This window comes from Streptomyces uncialis (assembly GCF_001905345.1).
Taxonomy (GTDB): domain Bacteria; phylum Actinomycetota; class Actinomycetes; order Streptomycetales; family Streptomycetaceae; genus Streptomyces; species Streptomyces uncialis.
The window spans coordinates 1,108,478-1,125,815 of record NZ_LFBV01000002.1 but is presented as its reverse complement, the minus strand read 5'-3'; the positions used below and the strand labels follow the sequence as shown (position 1 = coordinate 1,125,815).

Below are 17,338 nucleotides of genomic sequence, written 5' to 3'. Positions count from 1 at the left end.
GCGGCCATTAATACGGTCATGATCGGACAGCGCCCGATCCCGCGAGGTGGCGCCGGGCGGCACCGGCGGGCCGTACGATCCGACGACCGCCGCCCTCCATGATCTGGAGTGGACCGCGGCACTTGTACCCAGCGCGCATCGTTACCATGCGTGGACGCACTTATGGACGACCACTGACGACGACGAGGGACGGGCAAGCGCGTGGCCGAGGCGGCAGACTTCCAGGGGACCACTCCCTCACCTGCCCGCCGGTGGCTCCGGCGCACCGGTGTCCTGGCCGCCGCGGTCCCCCTACTGGCCGGAGCGGCGCTCCCCGCCGCCATGCCCGCGCACGCGCGGCCGGAGACGGCACCCCAGGCCGACGCGGACAAGGGCGTCGTCGATGTCTCGCTCAACACCCTCACGCCCACCGCGCCCGGCGAGGACGACACCCTGACCGTCCGGGGCACGGTCACGAACAACAGCAAGCGGACGATCACCGACGGCACGGTCGATCTGATGGTCGGTTCCGTGCTGCGCACCCGCAGCGCCCTCGACGCCGCCGACAGGCGCGGCCAGTACATCCAGGGGGTGGACGGCGAGCGGGTGGGCGGCAAGTACGTCCAGGACATCGCCGAGCTGCCTCCCGGGCTCACCCAGGACTTCAGCATCTCGGTGCCCGTGAAGGACCTCGATCTCGACTCCGAGGGCGTCTACCAGCTCGGGGTCGCCCTCACCGGCCTTCCCTCGGCGCAGTCGTACGAGCAGGTGCTGGGGATCGAGCGGACCTTCCTGCCCTGGCAGCCCGGGGAGTCCGACGCCAAGACGAAGACGGCGTTCCTGTGGCCGCTGGTCTCCGCCACCCATCTCACGGCGGAGACCGGTTCGGACGAGCAGCAGACCAGGGTGTTCGAGGACGACGCCCTCGTCGAGGAGATCGGCCCCGGCGGCCGGCTCCAGCAGATGCTCGCCCTCGGCAGCTCCCTGGACGTGACCTGGGTCGTCGATCCGGATCTGCTGGCGTCCGTCGCCGCGATGGCCTCCGGGTATCGCGTCAAGGACGGTGACGGCACGGTCCCGGGCAAGAACCGGGCCGTGGCCAGTCAGTGGCTCGGCGATCTCCAGAAGGCCGTCCAGGGCAAGACCGTGGTGGCCCTGCCGTTCGCCGACCCCGACCTGGCGGCCCTCGCGCACAAGGGCAAGCATGTCGCCGGTTCCCTGGGGCACCTCAAGAACGCCACCGATGTGGCGTCGGTGACCGTCGAGTCGACGCTCAACGTGAAGCCGGTCACCGACTTCGCCTGGCCCGCCGACGGCGCGATCGACCCGTCCGTCGTGGATGTGGCGACCTCCGCCGGAGCCGACACCGTCATCACCCGCAGCGACAGCCTCCGTGAGACCGGTGGACTCCCCTACACACCGAGCGCGCCACGACCCATAGGCGGCGGAACGACCGCGGTGGTGGCCGACGCACGGCTTTCCACGGTGTTCCAGGGCGATCTGACCCGCGCCGGGACCGCGACGCACGCCGTGCAGGAGTTCCTCGCCCAGAGCCTGATGATCACCCTCCAGGACCCGGGCGAGCCGCGCAGCGTCGTGGTGGCCCCGCAGCGTATGCCCACCGCCAGTCAGGCCCAGTCCATGGCGGCCGTGCTCCACACGCTCCAGGACGGGCGCTGGACGGACATCCAGGACCTGCCGGCCGCGGCCAAGGCAAAGCCCGACCCCGGCGCGACCACCCGGGTCCCGTCCGGTGGGGAGTACCCGAAGCGGTTGCGCAAGCAGGAACTGAACGTGCAGGCGTTCCAGCAGATCCAGCGCATCCAGTCGGAGCTCGGCAGCTTCAAGGTGATCCTCGCCGAGCCGGACCGGGTGGTGACGCCCTTCGGACGGGCGATCGACCGGGCCATGTCGACCTCGTGGCGCGGCCGGGCGGGGGAGGCGTCGGATTTCCGGGACGGGGTGGAGAGCCATCTGGCCGATCTGATGCGCAGCGTCCAGCTGATCGACAAGTCGGACGCACAGCTCTCCGGCAGAAGCGCGATCATCCCGGTGACCGTCAAGAACACGCTCGTCCAGGGCGTCGACGATCTGGTGCTGCGGCTGACCTCCAGCAAGCCGACCCGCCTCAAGATCGGCGACGAGGCGTACGCGGAGCAGCCGGTCAAGGTGGCCGCCCAGCGGAGCCAGACCCTGAAGTTCGACACGAACGCCAACGCCAACGGCATCGTCGATGTCGAAGCGCAGCTCTTCACCAGGGACGGCACCCCGTACGGCGACCCCGTACGGTTCCAGGTCCACGTCAATGAGCTGACGCCCACGGTGATGCTGGTGATCGCGGGCGGGCTGCTGCTGCTGGTCCTCGCCGGGTTCCGGATGTACCAGCAGCGCAAGCGCGCGGTGGCCCGGCAGGCCGCCGAGGAGGCCCAGCGGGACGGCGACGCGCCCGGGGCCACGGACACCGGCGGGGGAACGGACGGTACGGCGGGGACGGACGCCGTACCGGGCGGTGCCACCACGGCCGACGGCGTGTCGCCCGCCACGACCGGGGCAGCCGATCCCGTGCAGCCGAGTGACCCGACACCGGACACCGCTGCGGAAAGCGCCGACCCGTCCGGCACGGGTGAGAGAGTGGACCGTTGAGCGATGTCGTGGCCGGTGGGCCCGGGGACGATGAGGTGGGGTAAACCATGAACGCGCCGTACGACGGTGACCGCGGGCAGGGCGCGGACGGCGACCCCTCCGCCCAGGGTCCCTGGCCCGACCCTCATGACCCCCACCAGGTACCGCCGCAGCAGCACGCTGCCGATATGTACGTCCAGGACGCCTACGCCCAGGACCCGTACCGGACACAGGATCTCTCCGCGCAGGACCCGGTGGCCGAGGCGCTGTACGACCGCGCCGCGCACCCCCCGCCGCCGCCCGGCACCTATCAGGATCCGCAGCAGCTCTACGCCCAGCCGCCGTCGGCGCAGTACGCGCCGGACCCCCGGCTCTGGGCCCAGCCCCCCGCGCCCGAGCCCGAGGGGCTCACCCAGCACCTTCCGTACGGTGACGACGCGCGCACCACCCAGTTCGTCGGGGTGGACGACCTGGTCACCCAGGCGGGGGACCAGCGTCACGAGCCGGACGCGTTCGCCCATCTCTTCCGGGACCAGCAGCAGGCGGGCGGGGTACGTCCCCCCGTGCACGACGAGAGTGCGGCCACCACCTACATGGCACCGGTCGCGGCCGTGGCCGCGCCCGCAGTGCCCGCCCCGGCCCCCGAGCCGGCCGCGCCTCCCCCGGCGCGGTCCAAGGGCCGCGGTTCGAGTGTGCTGAAGTCGAGCGCGGTGATGGCGTCCGGCACGATCGTGTCCCGTCTCACCGGCTTCGTCCGGACCGTGGTGATCAGCGCGGCGCTGGGTACGGCGATCCTCGGTGACGCCTACACCGTCGCCTACACCCTGCCGACGATGATCTACATCCTCAGCATCGGTGGCGGCCTCAACTCGGTCTTCGTGCCGCAGCTCGTCCGTTCCATGAAGAACGACGAGGACGGTGGCGAGGCCTACGCCAACCGGCTGCTGACGCTGGTCATGGTGGCCCTGGCCGTCATCGTCGGCTTGTCGGTGTTCGCCGCCCCGCTGCTCGTCCAATTGATGTCGGACCCGATCGCGGACAACCCGGACGCGAACAATGTCGCGGTCACCTTCGCCCGCTACTGCCTGCCGACGATCTTCTTCATGGGCGTCCATGTGGTGATGGGGCAGATCCTCAACGCCCGCGGCAGATTCGGCGCGATGATGTGGACCCCGGTCCTGAACAACATCGTCATGATCGCCAGCTTCGGGCTGTTCATCTGGGTGTACGGCAGCGCCGCCGACTCGAACATGCGGGTCACCACGATCCCCGACGACGGGGTCCGGCTGCTCGGGATGGGGACGCTCCTCGGCCTGGTCGTCCAGTCGCTCGCGATGATCCCCTATCTGCGGGAAGCCGGTTTCCGGTTCCGGCCGCGCTTCGACTGGAAGGGCCACGGACTCGGCAAGGCCGTACGGCTCGCCAAGTGGACGGTGCTGTTCGTCCTGGCGAACCAGGCCGGTGTCCTCGTCGTCACCCAGCTGGCGACCGCCGCGGGTGTCTCGGCCGATGTGCCGGGCGCGGGCATCATGGCGTACTCCAACGCCCAGCTGATCTGGGGCATGCCCCAGGCGATCATCACCGTCTCCGTGATGGCCGCGCTGCTGCCCCGGATCTCCCGGGCCGCCCACGACAACGATCCGGGCGCGGTCCGTGACGACATCTCCAGCGGTCTGCGTACCTCGGCGGTCGCGATCGTGCCCGTCGCGTTCCTGTTCGTCGCGCTCGGTGTCCCCATGTGCACCCTGCTCTTCGCGTCCACCGGCCTTCAGTCGGCGCAGTCCATGGGCTACATCCTCATGGCGTTCGGCCTGGGCCTGATCCCCTTCTCCGTGCAGTACGTGGTGCTGCGCGGTTTCTACGCCTACGAGGACACCCGGACGCCCTTCTACAACACGGTCATCGTCGCCGCGGTGAACGCCGGTGCCTCGGCCGCCTGCTACTTCGTCCTGCCCGCGCGGTGGGCCGTGGTCGGTATGGCCGCCTCCTACGGGCTGGCGTACGCGGTCGGTGTCGGGGTGGCCTGGCGCCGGCTGCGGATCAGGCTGGGCGGCGACCTCGACGGTGCGCAGGTACTGCGGACGTACGCCCGGCTGTCGCTGGCGTGCGTCCCGGCGGCCCTCGTCGGCGGTGCGGTCGGTTTCGGGATCACGGGACTCCTCGGGCAGGGTGCGCTGGGCTCCGCGACCGCACTCGTCTTCGGTACTTTCGCCCTACTGGCGGTGTTCTACGTGGCGGCCCGCAGGATGCGGATCGAGGAGCTGAACTCGATGGTCGGCATGGTCCGGGGACGTCTGGGACGCTGAGTACGGGGAAGTCGCACAACCATCGGCCGCCTTTGCGTGTCGTGCATAGCACCGGACTGTGGGCACAATTGGCTTTGGCGTCGACAGAGCGCAACGGATGGGGAGGCAGGAACGACGGTGGCGGAACGGAGCACGGCTGCCGTCGACGTGGCAGACAACAGCGGTGACGAACCGCTGACCGCCAAGGCGGGGCAGTCCACGGCCGACGGGGTGGCCAGGACCGGCGAGACCGGGGAGCAGAACACCACGGACACGGACGCGGAGAACACCGGCACGGCGGGCGGATCCGAGAAGACCGCACCGCCGGAGTTGCACAGCGGGCACAAACTCGCCAGACGCTACCGCCTTGAGGAGTGCGTCACCCGTCTGGACGGATTCAGCAGCTGGCGCGCGGTGGACGAGAAGCTCCGCCGGGCGACCGGTGTCCACATCCTGCCCGCGGACCATCCCCGAGCGCGGTCCGTGCTGGCCGCGTCCCGCTCGTCGGCGCTGCTGGGCGACCCTCGCTTCGTCCATGTCCTGGACGCGGTCGAGGAGAACGACCTCGTCTATGTGGTCCATGAATGGCTGCCCGACGCGACCGAGCTGACGGCCCTGCTCGCCGCGGGCCCGCTGGAGGTCCACCACGCCTACGAGATGGTCGACCAGGTGGCCCAGGCGATGGCCGCCGCACACCGTGAGGGGCTGGCCCATCTGAGGCTCACCCCGAGCGCGGTGCTGCGGACCGCGTCCGGCCAGTGGCGCATCCGGGGCCTGGCGGTCAACGCGGCGCTGCGGGGCATCACCTCACAGACCCCTCAGCGCACCGACACCGAGGCGATCGGCGCACTCCTGTACGCCTCCCTCACCCAGCGCTGGCCCTACGAGAACGACGCGCATGGTCTGCGCGGGCTGCCCAAGGGCGTCGGGCTGATCTCCCCCGATCAGGTGCGCGCCGGTGTGCACCGCGGTCTCGCCGAGCTCGCCATGCGTGCCCTTGTCAACGAGGGAGCCACCGCTTCCCGGCAGGAGCCGCCGTGCACCACACCGGAGGATCTGGCGCGGGCCGTCGGTGAGATGCCGCGTATCCGTCCGCCGGAGCCCACGTTCACCAATCCGCCGGAATACCAGCGGACCACCTACCAGCAGGGCTCGTACGGCCGGCCCGCCGGTGCCCCTGCCCGTTCCACGGCCCATATCCCGCTTCCTCCGCCGCCGCTCCACAGCCGCACCGGGAAGGCCCTCAAGTGGGCCGTCTCCGCGCTGCTGATCGCCGCCCTGGGCCTCGGGAGCTGGCAGCTCGCGGACGCGCTGATGGACCAGGACAACCCGAACGAGCCCAGCGAGTCCCAGACCAGGGACACCAGCAAGAAGAACGCCGAGAAGAAGCCTCTCGCGCCGCTGAAGATCCAGACCGCGCAGGAGTACTACCCGGACGGCAAGCCGCAGCACGCGGCCGACGCCGGACTGACCTACGACGGCGACAGCTCCACCTACTGGCGCAGCTACTCCTTCCGGGGAGGGCCCACGCTGGCTCCCTTCAAGCAGGGCGTGGGACTGGTCTACGACCTCGGTTCCGAGAAGGCCGTCGCGTCCGCGTCGATAGGGCTCAGCTACGCCGGGGACCGCACCACGGGGTCCCTGTACGCGGCGGACTCGGTGTCCTCCTCGACGCCGCTCACGTTCATGAAGAAGCTCGCCACGGCCACCACCCAGGGCCAGGAGCTGAAGATCGACGTCGACAAACCGGTCAAGACCCGGTACGTCGTGGTGTGGCTCACCGACTTGCCCTACGCTTCCGGCGATCAGTTCAGTGGTGCCGGGTACAAGCAGGGCATCACCGATGTGAAGTTCACCGGCTGACCGCACGCAGACGTCCGGGGAGGGTGGTTCGACCGTGTCCGACGCCGCGTACGACGGGGTGGGCGACCACGACCTTCTTGCACGCCACGTCGACGGGGACGCGGACGCCTTCGGCGAGCTGGTCCGGCGCCACCGCGACCGGCTGTGGGCCGTGGCCCTGCGGACCCTGGGGGACCGGGAGGAGGCGGCCGACGCCGTCCAGGACGCCTTGGTCTCCGCGTACCGGGCCGCACACACCTTCCGCGGCCAGTCCGCCGTCACCACCTGGCTGCACCGCATCACTGTGAACGCCTGTCTGGACCGGGTCCGGAAGGCCGCGTCACGCAAGACGGCGCCGGTGGACGACACCGAGCGGCTGGAGCAGTTGCTGGAGCCCCATGAGTCGGCCTATGCCCCGGCCGAGCGCAACGATCTCCACCGGCAGCTGATCGACGCGCTGGCCACACTGCCTCCCGACCAGCGGGCCGCCCTGGTCCTGGTGGACATGCAGGGCTACTCCGTCGCCGAAGCCTCACAGGTTCTCGACGTACCGCCGGGCACGGTGAAGAGCCGTTGTGCCCGGGGTCGCGCGAGACTGCTGCCGCTGCTCTCCCACCTCCGGACGCGGACGGAGGACACGGAGGGCAAGAAGCACGGCCGAAAGAGGAACCAGTCTTCGGGGACATCCGTCCCACCCGCAGGGGAAGCACCCGATTCCGGGGCGACCGATTCCACTGCTGTGAAGGGCGGAGGTGGGCGAGCGTGACTTCGAGCACCGATACGACCGGGCATCCGGGCGTCGAGGAGCTGTCGGACCTCACGGAGGGCCTGCTGTCCCTCGGCCGTGCCACGGATCTGCGTCTGCATCTCGGCGGGTGCGGCGACTGCGCCGATCTGTACGCCTCGCTCGAAGAGATCCGTGATCTGCTGGGCGACGTCCCGGACACCGGGCCCATGCCGGACGATGTGATCACCAGGATCGACCTCGCACTCGCGGCAGAGGCCATGCACGGGGCGCAGTCATCCACGATCGGCCCGGCGCAGGCATCCCGCCCGCTCACCGCGTCCGGTTCCGCGACCGCGCCGCCGGCCCCCCGGTCGGCCCCGGAAGCAGCGGCCGTCCCCGGGGGCCGGAACACCGTCGAGAAGGATGTCGTCGAGGCCCAGGAGACGACCGGGTCGGGGCGCGCGCGTACGGGGACCGAGAATGTTTCACGTGGAACCGCGCATGTTTCACGTGGAACATCGCCCCTGGTATCCACCACCGACCGTCCCGCAGGGCACGCTCGTACTTCCACCGGGCCCGGTCGGGGTGGCCGTCAGCGGACCGGCCGCCGCCGGACCGTCTCCATCGGCGCTGTCTTCACCGTGGCCGCGATCGGCTTGGGCACCTTCCTGGTGCAGTCGCTCGACAACGACTCCTCATCCCGGGACACCTCGACCCACCGGCCCATCCGAGGGACCAGCGGCACCAGTGGCTTCTCCACCGATGAGCTGGAGAAGCGGGTCTCGAAGCTGTTGGCGGAGAAGCCGTCTGCCGCGGAGTCGACCGGGTCCTCTTCTTTCGGAGCCCATTCCAGTTCGGATCCGAGCCGCCCCAACACTCCGCTGCGCGGTGAGGACACAACGACAGCGGCGGCCGTGCAGGTACCCGCGTGTGTGCAGCAGGGCATCGGCCGCAGTGACGCTCCCCTGGCCGCCGAGCAGGGAACCTTCAAGGGCCGGAATGCCCTCCTGGTCGTGCTGCCCCATCCCTCCGACAGCGGGCAGGTCTCGGCCTATCTGGTCGACACCGCCTGTGTCGCTCAGCGCTCGGCGGATGCCTCGGGCGAGGTGCTCTTCAGTCACTCGTACGCCCGCGACTGATACCCCCGCGCCACTGTCCGGGACGCCCTTGGCCCGCACGGTCGAGGGCGTCGGCATGAGGTGGCCACAAGATCGGGCGGGCGTCCGCACCGGGCCGTCAGTGTGCCCGGCACCGTAGGGGAATGCACGCCCCGTAGTATCCGTTGGGTGGTGTGGGAGCTCTACCAGTCGACTTCCCACCCTGGCAGTAAGCAGCAGTCTCCAGAGACGAGGAATGAAGCCGTGAGCGACGTCCGTAACGTGATCATCATCGGCTCAGGGCCCGCCGGATACACGGCCGCGCTCTACACCGCACGCGCGTCGCTGAAGCCTCTGGTCTTCGAGGGCGCTGTCACCGCGGGTGGCGCGCTGATGAACACCACCGAGGTGGAGAACTTTCCTGGCTTCCAGGACGGCATCATGGGCCCGGCCCTCATGGACAACATGCGCGGCCAGGCCGAGCGCTTCGGCGCGGAGCTGGTACCGGACGATGTGGTGGCCGTCGATCTCACGGGCGAGATCAAGACCGTCACGGACACCGCCGGTACCGTGCACCGGGCCAAGGCCGTGATCATCACCACCGGTTCGCAGCACCGCAAGCTCGGCCTCCCGAACGAGGACGCGCTCTCCGGTCGTGGCGTCTCCTGGTGCGCGACCTGTGACGGGTTCTTCTTCAAGGACCAGGACATCGCCGTCATCGGTGGCGGCGACACAGCGATGGAGGAGGCGACCTTCCTCTCCCGCTTCGCCAAGTCGGTGACCATCGTGCACCGCCGGGACAGCCTCCGTGCATCGAAGGCGATGCAGGACCGCGCGTTCGCGGACCCCAAGATCAAGTTTATCTGGGACAACGAGGTCGCCGCGATCCATGGCGACCCGAAGCTCTCCGGGGTGACGCTGCGCAACCTCAAGACGGGTGAAACCTCCGAGCTGCCGGTCACCGGGCTGTTCATCGCCATCGGCCATGACCCCCGTACCGAGCTGTTCAAGGGCCAGCTGGACCTCGACGACGAGGGCTACCTCAAGGTGGAAGCTCCCTCCACCAAGACCAACCAGACGGGTGTCTTCGGCGCCGGCGATGTCGTCGACCACACCTACCGCCAGGCGATCACCGCCGCCGGGACGGGGTGCTCCTCCGCTCTGGACGCCGAGCGTTACCTCGCGGCCCTGGCCGACGAAGAGGCAGCCGTTGTCGCGGCTGTCTGATCCTCCCCTGCACTGCCTCATCGCATCATCGAGTTAAGGAGCTCGCCGTGGCTGGCAGCCTCAAGAACGTGACCGACGATTCCTTCGACGAGGACGTCCTCAAGAACGACAAGCCCGTCCTGGTGGACTTCTGGGCGGCCTGGTGCGGTCCGTGCCGGCAGATCGCGCCGTCGCTCGAAGCGATCGCCTCCGAGTACGGCGACAAGATCGAGGTCGTCAAGCTGAACATCGACGAGAACCCGGCCACTGCCGCCAAGTACGGCGTGATGTCGATCCCGACCCTCAATGTCTATCAGGGCGGCGAGATCGCGAAGACGATCGTCGGCGCCAAGCCGAAGGCCGCGATCGTGCGCGACCTGGAAGACTTCATCGCCGACTGACAACCCGCGATGTTTCACGTGAAACATCGTCAGAGGGGCCGCAGGACCGGCTCCTTCTGTACAGCTCCCAGAAGGCGGTCGAGTGCCATCTCGACATCTTCCTTCCATGAGAGCGTGGTCCGCAGCTCAAGCCGGAGACGTGGGTAAGTGGGATGAGGCCGGACCGTCTTGAAGCCCACCGCCAGCAGATGGTCCGCCGGAAGCACACACGCCGGACCCTTCCACCGCGTATGCCCGAATGCCTCGATGGCCCGGACATTGCGCCGGATCAAATCCTTGGCGACCGTCTGGACCATCACCCGGCCGAGTCCCTGGCCCTGGAATCCCGGTTCGATCCACGCTGTCATGAGCTGCACGGCGTCAGCGGAGACAGGGCTGGTGGGGAACGCGGTGGAACGTGGCACATAGGCGGGCGGGGCGTAGAGCACAAAGCCCACCGGCAGGTCGTCCACATACACGACCCGTCCGCAGGAGCCCCATTCCAACAGGACGGCGGAGATCCAGGCTTCCTTCTCCAGGCCGGGCCGCCCAGCCCGTACCGCCGCCTGCCCGCTGACCGGGTCCAGCTCCCAGTAGACACACGACCGGCAACGCTGGGGAAGATCCTTGAGGTTGTCCAGCGTGAGCGGTACGAGCCGACGCCCCATGAAGGCAGGTCCTCACTCTTCTCGCCCGTGTCAGAACGGGCGGCTGTCAGAACGCTCGGTTGCTGAGCAGGTCGAGCCGCGACGGAAGAAAGAAGCGGGCCGCCCTCCGGCGCACCGGACGCGACCCGCTCCCGCTTGCTCCTCCCACACCACAGGAGCGCACAGCCAACTCAGTCCTGCTCGTCCTCGGGAGCGTGGGCGGTCAGGCCCTTCTGAAGGACCTGGCCCTCGCCCGGAGCCAGTGAGCCAAGGATGCGCTCAAGATCCTCCATCGAGGCGAACTCGACGACGATCTTGCCCTTCTTCTGACCCAGGTCGACCTTCACCCGGGTCTCGAAGCGGTCCGAGAGACGGGTCGCGAGGTCGGTCAGCGCGGGCGAGACCCGACCACCGGCACGCGGTCCCTTGGACCTCGCGGCGGGCTGCGGGCCCGAGCCCATCAGCGTGACGATCTCCTCGACCGCACGGACCGAGAGACCCTCCGCGACGATCCGGTGGGCCAGGCGGTCCTGCTCCTCCGAGTCGTCCACGGACAGCAGGGCGCGCGCATGGCCGGCCGACAGCACTCCGGCGGCGACCCTGCGCTGGACCCCGGGGGACAGCTTCAGCAGCCGCAGGGTGTTGGAGACCTGCGGCCGGGACCTGCCGATCCGGTCCGCCAGCTGGTCATGGGTGCAGTTGAAGTCCTTGAGCAGCTGGTCGTACGCGGCTGCTTCCTCCAGCGGGTTGAGCTGGGCCCGGTGCAGGTTCTCCAGCAGGGCGTCCAGAAGGAGCTTGTCGTCCTCCGTGGCGCGCACGATCGACGGGATGAGGTCCAGTCCGGCCTCGCGGCAGGCCCGCCACCGGCGCTCGCCCATGATGAGCTCGTAGCGCCCCGGCCCCACCTGCCGTACGACCACGGGCTGGAGAAGGCCGACCTCTTTGATGGAGGTGACCAGCTCCGCCAGAGCGTCCTCGTCGAAGACCTCACGCGGCTGGCGGGGGTTGGGGGTGATGGAGTCGAGCGGCAGTTCCGCGAAGTGCGCGCCTGTCGTCGATTCCGGGACCACGGCCACGGAGGCTTCCGGGGACACGGTGCTCTGCGGGAGCGAGGTCACCTTCGCCGCGGCCACTCCGCGCTCCGCCGTGAGGAGCGGCGCGGACGGGGACACCGGACCTCCCTGTGCCGCCCTCTTCTCGGGCGTCGGGGCAGCTGGGATCAGGGCACCAAGTCCGCGGCCCAGACCCCTACGTCGTTCACTCACTGAATCCCCTCCGCCATGCTCTGCTGTTTGTTCTGGTGACCCGAGTGGGCGTACTGCCCGTCGTAGACGATCTCGGCCCCACGCAGCGCGATCTCCCGCGCGGCCTCCAGATAGGAGAGGGCGCCGCTCGACCCAGGGTCATAGGTCAGGACCGTCTGTCCGTAGCTCGGCGCCTCGGAGATCCGCACCGAGCGGGGAATGCTCGTCCGCAGTACCTCTTTGCCGAAGTGGGTGCGGACCTCCTCGGCGACCTGTGAGGCGAGCCGGGTACGGCCGTCGTACATGGTGAGCAGAATCGTCGAGACATGCAGGTTCGGGTTGAGGTGCCCCCGAACCAGGTCGACGTTCCGCAGCAGCTGGCCCAGCCCCTCCAGCGCGTAGTACTCGCACTGGATCGGGATCAGCACTTCCGCGCCCGCGACCATGGCGTTGACCGTGAGCAGCCCCAGGGACGGCGGGCAGTCGATCAGCACATAGTCGAGCGGCTGATCATAGGCCTGGATGGCGCGCTGCAAGCGGCTCTCCCGAGCCACGAGCGACACCAGCTCGATCTCCGCGCCCGCGAGGTCGATGGTGGCCGGCGCACAGAAGAGACCTTCGACATCCGGGACGGGCTGCACCACATCGGAGAGCGGCTTGCTCTCCACCAACACGTCATAGATGGAGGGCACTTCGGCGTGGTGGTCTATACCCAGGGCGGTCGAGGCATTGCCCTGAGGGTCGAGGTCGATCACCAGGACCCGGTTGCCGTGCAACGCGAGGGAGGCGGCGAGGTTCACCGTCGTGGTGGTCTTGCCTACCCCGCCCTTCTGGTTGGCGACCACCATGATCCGGGTCTGTTCCGGCCGGGGCAGACCTTCTCCTGCTCGCCCCAGTGCTTCCATCGCCTGTTGGGCAGCACGACCGATGGGGGTGTCGTCCATCGGGGGCGGTGTTTCACGTGAAACATCCTCCCCCGCTGTCTCGGTACGGGGACCGGGGACCGGATCGGTCATCGGTCCCGCGATGTTGGCGTCGGACCGCAAGGATTCACTCTCCTCGACTTCAGGCTCGCAATGAACAGAGCCTCCCATGTCTGCGGGGTGGTGAACCAGCGAGGCTTGGTCTTCTGTGGAGAAATCCACCTCTGTGGAAATCTCCTTGGCTCGGGCGGGTGACTTCAGGGAGCCAAGGGGTCTGCGGTCACGAGGTTCGGCCGCAGCCCGACCGCGGCTGATGATGCCGTGCAGCAGTGAGCGACGTTTCACGTGAAACACGATGCCGAGCCGACACCGCCGATCAGGCGCGACACTCCGACCAGAGGGGCTTCGGCAGCTGGTGTGGAGTACCGCCACACCCCGGAACCGTCCCACACGGCCATTCGGCCCCGCCCACACGATCACCGATCGCCGCGCCACGCGTCCGGGCGCGACCGCGAAGGCTCCGGCCGGTGACGAAGCACACAGCCGGAGCCCGGTGATCAGCGGCGCCGACGCACCCTTCCGGTGCGGGCGGCCTTGGCGCGCTTGGCGGCGAAACGCACACCACCGGGGCTCTCGCCCACCTCGACCCGGACCACGGTCGCCAGGGGCTCGACGATGCCCTCACCGACATGGAGGACGGAGGTGTCCACCGCGCCGAGCTTGCTGAGAGCGGCGCCCGCGTTCTTGACCTCTTCCTCGGCGGTGTCGCCCTTGAGCAGCAGCATCTCCCCGTACGGGCGGAGCAGTGGCACGCCCCAGGCGGCGAGCCGGTCCAGCGGGGCCACGGCACGGGCGGTCACCACATGGACCGGGGTGAGCTTGCCGAGCACCTCCTCGGCACGGCCGCGCACCACGGTGACATGGTCGAGGCCGAGCAGCTCCACGACCTCGTTCAGGAAATTGGTGCGCCGCAGGAGCGGCTCCAGCAGAGTGATCTTGAGGTCGGGGCGGACCAGGGCGAGCGGGATTCCGGGCAGTCCCGCGCCGGACCCCACATCGCAGACGGTGACGCCCTGGGGCACGACCTCGGAGAGGACCGCGCAGTTCAACATGTGGCGCTCCCACAGGCGGGGCACCTCGCGCGGGCCGATCAGCCCGCGCCGTACACCCGCCTCGGCCAGCAGCTCGGCATACCGGACGGCGTCGTCGTAGTGATCGCCGAAGACCGCCCGGGCCTGCTCCGGCGCCGGGGGGAGTTCCGCTTCCTCCGTCACGGGGACCGTCCTTCCGTACCGCGTAACCCCACTGGGGCTTGAGTATCAGGCTGACAAAGTCCGGCCCCGTCTGCGAACAGACGGGGCCGGGACATCACTGGACCGATCAGGCGGGGAGCACGACGACGAACCGCTGGGGCTCCTCGCCCTCGGACTCGCTCCGCAGCCCGGCGGCCTTCACCGCGTCGTGGACGACCTTGCGCTCGAAGGGCGTCATCGGGTCGAGCTTGACGGCCTCACCGCTGTTCTTGACGTCGGTGGCGGCCTTGGCGCCCAGCTCCGACAGCTCCTCGCGCTTCTTCGCGCGGTAACCGGCGATGTCGAGCATCAGACGGCTGCGGTCACCGGTCTCCCGGTGCACCGCCAGCCGGGTGAGCTCCTGGAGGGCTTCCAGGACCTCACCGTCACGGCCGACGAGCTTCTGGAGGTCACGGCCGCTTGAGTCGCTGATGATCGACACGGCGGCGCGGTCGGCCTCGACGTCCATGTCGATGTCACCGTCGAGGTCGGCGATGTCCAGCAGACCCTCAAGGTAGTCCGCCGCGATCTCGCCCTCCTGCTCAAGGCGGGTCAGGGTGTCGCCGCCCTCGGCAGGGGCGGAGATGGTGCCTTCCGTCACGGGATGGACTCCTTCTTACTTCTTGGACGGGTGGGTGGGCCGCTGCGGGCCCTTGCGCTGTCCGGACTTGGCCTTGCTGCGGCCACCGGCTCCTGGCTGTCCACCCGCGGGCTTGGGCTGACGCCTGGTGTCCTGCGGTTCGTTCTCGGACTTCGTCAGCGAGGTCTTGGGCGCGTCCGGGTCGGACTTGTGGGGCACGGCGGACTGGCGCTGGGACTTCGACTGGCGCTTGGGCTGCTGCCGGCGGGCGGCGGCACCACCGGTGGGCGTGCCGTCCTCGGAGTCGGTCGGGATCACGTCGCTGACCGCCACGGCGCCATCGGGCTGGGCCGCCAGGCCCGCCTTGCCGAGTCCGTTGACGAAGCGCCGCTCCTGCTCGTTGCGGTCGCGGCCCTTGGCGACGATGAGCTTGACCGCGGCACGGTCACGACGGCTGCGGATCTTCTTGCTGTTCGTGGCCTGCTTGAGGAGCCGCTCCAGATACGCGCCCTGGGCCTTGCTGCCGGGGGTGGGGTTCTGGCGGATGACGTACATCTGCTGGCCCATGGTCCACACGTTGGTGGTCAGCCAGTAGACGAGGACACCGACGGGGAAGTTGATGCCGAATACGGCGAAGATGACGGGGAAGACGTACATCAGCATCTTCTGCTGCTGCATGAACGGCGTCTTCACCGTGGTGTCGACGTTCTTCGTCATCAGCTGGCGCTGTGTGTAGAACTGCGACAGCGACATCAGCACGATCATGATCGCGGTGACGACCCGGACGTCCGCCAGCGTGGAACCGAGCGCCTCGACCTTCTCGGCGCTGTCCATGAACTTCGCCGCGAGGGGGGCGCCGAAGATATGGGCCTTCTGCGCGCTCTCCAGCAGCGGCTGGTCGATCACGCCGACCGTCTTGCCCGAGGCGATGCTGCTCAGCACGTGGTACAGGGCGAAGAAGAACGGGGACTGCGCCAGGATGGGAAGGCACGAGGAGAGCGGGTTGGTGCCCGTCTCCTTGTACAGCTTCATCATCTCTTCGGACTGACGCTGCTTGTCGTTCTTGTAGCGCTCCTGGATCTTCTTCATCTCGGGCTGGAGCGTCTGCATGGCCCGAGTGGCCTTGATCTGCTTCACGAAGAGCGGGATCAGACAGATCCGGATCAGGATCACCAGGAACATGATCGACAGACCCCAGGCCCAGCCCGTGTCGGGGCCGAAGACGGCACCGAACAGCTTGTGGAACTGGACGATCACCCAGGAGACAGGCGTGGTGATGAAGGTGAACAGACTGGCGATCGAACTTACGATGTCATCCACTAATCAAGCTCCTTGAGCATGGGACGGGGTCTCGGCGGCCGGGCTCGGGGGTCGAGGACCTTCCCCGGAGGGCGCGCCGAGGGCGGGGTTCCCGCCCTTGCGACCGCGCCAGGCGTCGCGCAGCATTTCGTGCCACCGCGGACGCTTGCGCGGCGGAACATGGTCGACTCCACCGAGTGACCACGGATTGCACCGCAGAATGCGCCAGGCGGTCAGCGCCGTGCCCTTGATCGCTCCGTGCCTGTCGATGGCCTGGTAGCCGTAGTGGGAACACGACGGGTAGTACTTGCAGACCGGCCCCAGCAGCGGGCTGATGGTCCACTGGTACAGCTTGATGAGAGCCAGCAGCGGATATTTCATCGCGTGCCCCCTCCCAGGAGCCGCTGAAGGGCGGCGTCCAGGTCTCGGGCCAGATGGGGGTGATCGGCGTCGCCCGCCCCGGGCAACGCGCGTACCACTACCAGGCTACCGGGGGGCAGCAGGTCGATCCGTTCGCGCATCAGGTGGCGGAGTCGGCGTTTCACGGTGTTGCGTACGACCGCGTTCCCCACGGCTTTGCTCACGACGAAACCCGCACGCGACAAGGGAACGCTCTCCCCAGGCGCGTGCGGGTCGGTGGCACCGCTGCGTAGATGGACGACGAGGAGCGGGCGTCCGGCCCGGCGTCCTCGGCGTACCGCGGTCGCGAAGTCCTCGCGCCGCCTCAGCCGATGCTCGGAAGGCAGCACGACGTCATGACCTGTAGATCAGGCGGACAGGCGGGCGCGACCCTTGTCACGGCGGGACGCGAGAATCGCGCGGCCGGCACGGGTGCGCATCCGCAGCCGGAAGCCGTGGGTCTTGGCGCGACGACGGTTGTTCGGCTGGAAAGTGCGCTTGCTCACTCGGGGGCTCCAGAAATGAATTCGGTGGCTGTTGCCGTGCTGGCTGTCACCGTGCGCCCACGAGTAGCTCGTATCACGCCCGAGTGCACCGCTCTAACGATCACTTGAGGTGACCCATGCCCTTCGGAGGCAGGCGGCAGCAGCCATCGACAACTCGACCTGGTTACGGTACGCGGGGCCGCGCCGTCAGGTCAAACCAGCGATCCTCGGCCGGAGCCCGGCGGAGACTGCGAGACACTATGCACAGCCTGTGGACAACAACTTGAACCGCAGCGGTCGCCCTGACTACCGTGGCTGAACTCCGTTTCGT

16 protein-coding genes are annotated in these 17,338 nt (G+C 68.8%); 7 read left to right on the top strand and 9 right to left on the bottom strand.

All coding sequences use genetic code 11. The annotated features are described in order from the left end of the window. Nucleotides 1–201: 201 nt before the first annotated feature. The 7 genes from AB852_RS13085 (at nucleotide 202) to trxA (ending at nucleotide 10,159) form a co-directional block, all read left to right on the top strand. Nucleotides 202–2,622: a DUF6049 family protein gene (locus tag AB852_RS13085; protein WP_073787237.1), complete on the top strand. Its 2,421-nt coding sequence runs from the start codon at nucleotides 202–204 to the stop codon at nucleotides 2,620–2,622. 47 nt (nucleotides 2,623–2,669) lie between these two features. After that, the gene (murJ, locus tag AB852_RS13080; RefSeq protein WP_073787235.1) at nucleotides 2,670–4,907 is read left to right on the top strand and encodes a murein biosynthesis integral membrane protein MurJ; all 2,238 of its coding nucleotides are present in this window, start codon (nucleotides 2,670–2,672) and stop codon (nucleotides 4,905–4,907) included. A 117-nt stretch (nucleotides 4,908–5,024) separates the two neighbouring features. Beyond that, complete coding sequence (locus AB852_RS13075; protein ID WP_073787233.1) at nucleotides 5,025–6,749, top strand: protein kinase family protein; 1,725 nt, start codon at nucleotides 5,025–5,027, stop codon at nucleotides 6,747–6,749. 34 nt (nucleotides 6,750–6,783) lie between these two features. Beyond that, nucleotides 6,784–7,494, top strand: a complete 711-nt coding sequence (gene sigM, locus AB852_RS13070; RefSeq protein ID WP_073787231.1) for an RNA polymerase sigma factor SigM — start codon at nucleotides 6,784–6,786, stop codon at nucleotides 7,492–7,494. Then, the gene (locus AB852_RS13065; RefSeq protein ID WP_073787229.1) at nucleotides 7,491–8,594 is read left to right on the top strand and encodes an anti-sigma factor; all 1,104 of its coding nucleotides are present in this window, start codon (nucleotides 7,491–7,493) and stop codon (nucleotides 8,592–8,594) included. Before sigM ends, AB852_RS13065 begins: the two co-directional genes overlap by 4 nt. Before the next feature lie 222 nt (nucleotides 8,595–8,816). Then, nucleotides 8,817–9,779, top strand: coding sequence for a thioredoxin-disulfide reductase (gene trxB / locus AB852_RS13060; protein WP_073787227.1), 963 nt, complete (start codon nucleotides 8,817–8,819; stop codon nucleotides 9,777–9,779). Nucleotides 9,780–9,826: 47 nt separating this feature from the next. Further along, entirely contained in the window at nucleotides 9,827–10,159 is a 333-nt protein-coding gene (gene trxA, locus AB852_RS13055; RefSeq protein WP_073787225.1) for a thioredoxin, read from the top strand. A 29-nt stretch (nucleotides 10,160–10,188) separates the two neighbouring features. Here the strand turns inward: trxA and AB852_RS13050 are convergent, their stop codons facing one another. From AB852_RS13050 to rpmH, 9 genes are all read right to left on the bottom strand, one after another. Further along, nucleotides 10,189–10,806, bottom strand: a complete 618-nt coding sequence (locus AB852_RS13050) for a GNAT family N-acetyltransferase (protein WP_073787223.1) — start codon at nucleotides 10,804–10,806, stop codon at nucleotides 10,189–10,191. 170 nt (nucleotides 10,807–10,976) lie between these two features. Continuing rightward, complete coding sequence (locus tag AB852_RS13045) at nucleotides 10,977–12,050, bottom strand: ParB/RepB/Spo0J family partition protein (protein WP_073787221.1); 1,074 nt, start codon at nucleotides 12,048–12,050, stop codon at nucleotides 10,977–10,979. Beyond that, entirely contained in the window at nucleotides 12,047–13,123 is a 1,077-nt protein-coding gene (locus tag AB852_RS13040; protein WP_073787834.1) for a ParA family protein, read from the bottom strand. The genes AB852_RS13045 and AB852_RS13040 overlap by 4 nt, the downstream gene beginning before the upstream one ends. Before the next feature lie 386 nt (nucleotides 13,124–13,509). Then, nucleotides 13,510–14,226: a 16S rRNA (guanine(527)-N(7))-methyltransferase RsmG gene (gene rsmG / locus AB852_RS13035; RefSeq protein ID WP_073787219.1), complete on the bottom strand. Its 717-nt coding sequence runs from the start codon at nucleotides 14,224–14,226 to the stop codon at nucleotides 13,510–13,512. 106 nt (nucleotides 14,227–14,332) lie between these two features. Continuing rightward, nucleotides 14,333–14,845, bottom strand: coding sequence for a Jag family protein (locus AB852_RS13030; protein WP_073787217.1), 513 nt, complete (start codon nucleotides 14,843–14,845; stop codon nucleotides 14,333–14,335). A gap of 15 nt (nucleotides 14,846–14,860) precedes the next feature. Further along, nucleotides 14,861–16,144, bottom strand: coding sequence for a membrane protein insertase YidC (gene yidC / locus AB852_RS13025; RefSeq protein ID WP_245876738.1), 1,284 nt, complete (start codon nucleotides 16,142–16,144; stop codon nucleotides 14,861–14,863). Nucleotides 16,145–16,147: 3 nt separating this feature from the next. Further along, nucleotides 16,148–16,504, bottom strand: coding sequence for a membrane protein insertion efficiency factor YidD (gene yidD, locus AB852_RS13020; protein WP_073787215.1), 357 nt, complete (start codon nucleotides 16,502–16,504; stop codon nucleotides 16,148–16,150). Further along, nucleotides 16,501–16,872 carry a ribonuclease P protein component gene (rnpA, locus tag AB852_RS13015; protein ID WP_073787213.1) on the bottom strand — a complete coding sequence of 124 codons (372 nt, stop codon included), beginning with the start codon at nucleotides 16,870–16,872 and terminating at the stop codon, nucleotides 16,501–16,503. The genes yidD and rnpA overlap by 4 nt, the downstream gene beginning before the upstream one ends. A gap of 18 nt (nucleotides 16,873–16,890) precedes the next feature. After that, the gene (gene rpmH / locus AB852_RS13010; RefSeq protein WP_073787211.1) at nucleotides 16,891–17,028 is read right to left on the bottom strand and encodes a 50S ribosomal protein L34; all 138 of its coding nucleotides are present in this window, start codon (nucleotides 17,026–17,028) and stop codon (nucleotides 16,891–16,893) included. Nucleotides 17,029–17,338 lie beyond the last annotated feature (310 nt).

Coding starts and splice junctions, on each gene's coding strand:
- AB852_RS13050 (WP_073787223.1), bottom strand. CDS start 10,806: ATGGGGCGTCGGCTCGTACCGCTCACGCTGGACAACCTCAAGGATCTT.
- murJ (WP_073787235.1), top strand. CDS start 2,670: ATGAACGCGCCGTACGACGGTGACCGCGGGCAGGGCGCGGACGGCGAC.
- yidD (WP_073787215.1), bottom strand. CDS start 16,504: ATGAAATATCCGCTGCTGGCTCTCATCAAGCTGTACCAGTGGACCATC.
- AB852_RS13040 (WP_073787834.1), bottom strand. CDS start 13,123: ATGGGAGGCTCTGTTCATTGCGAGCCTGAAGTCGAGGAGAGTGAATCC.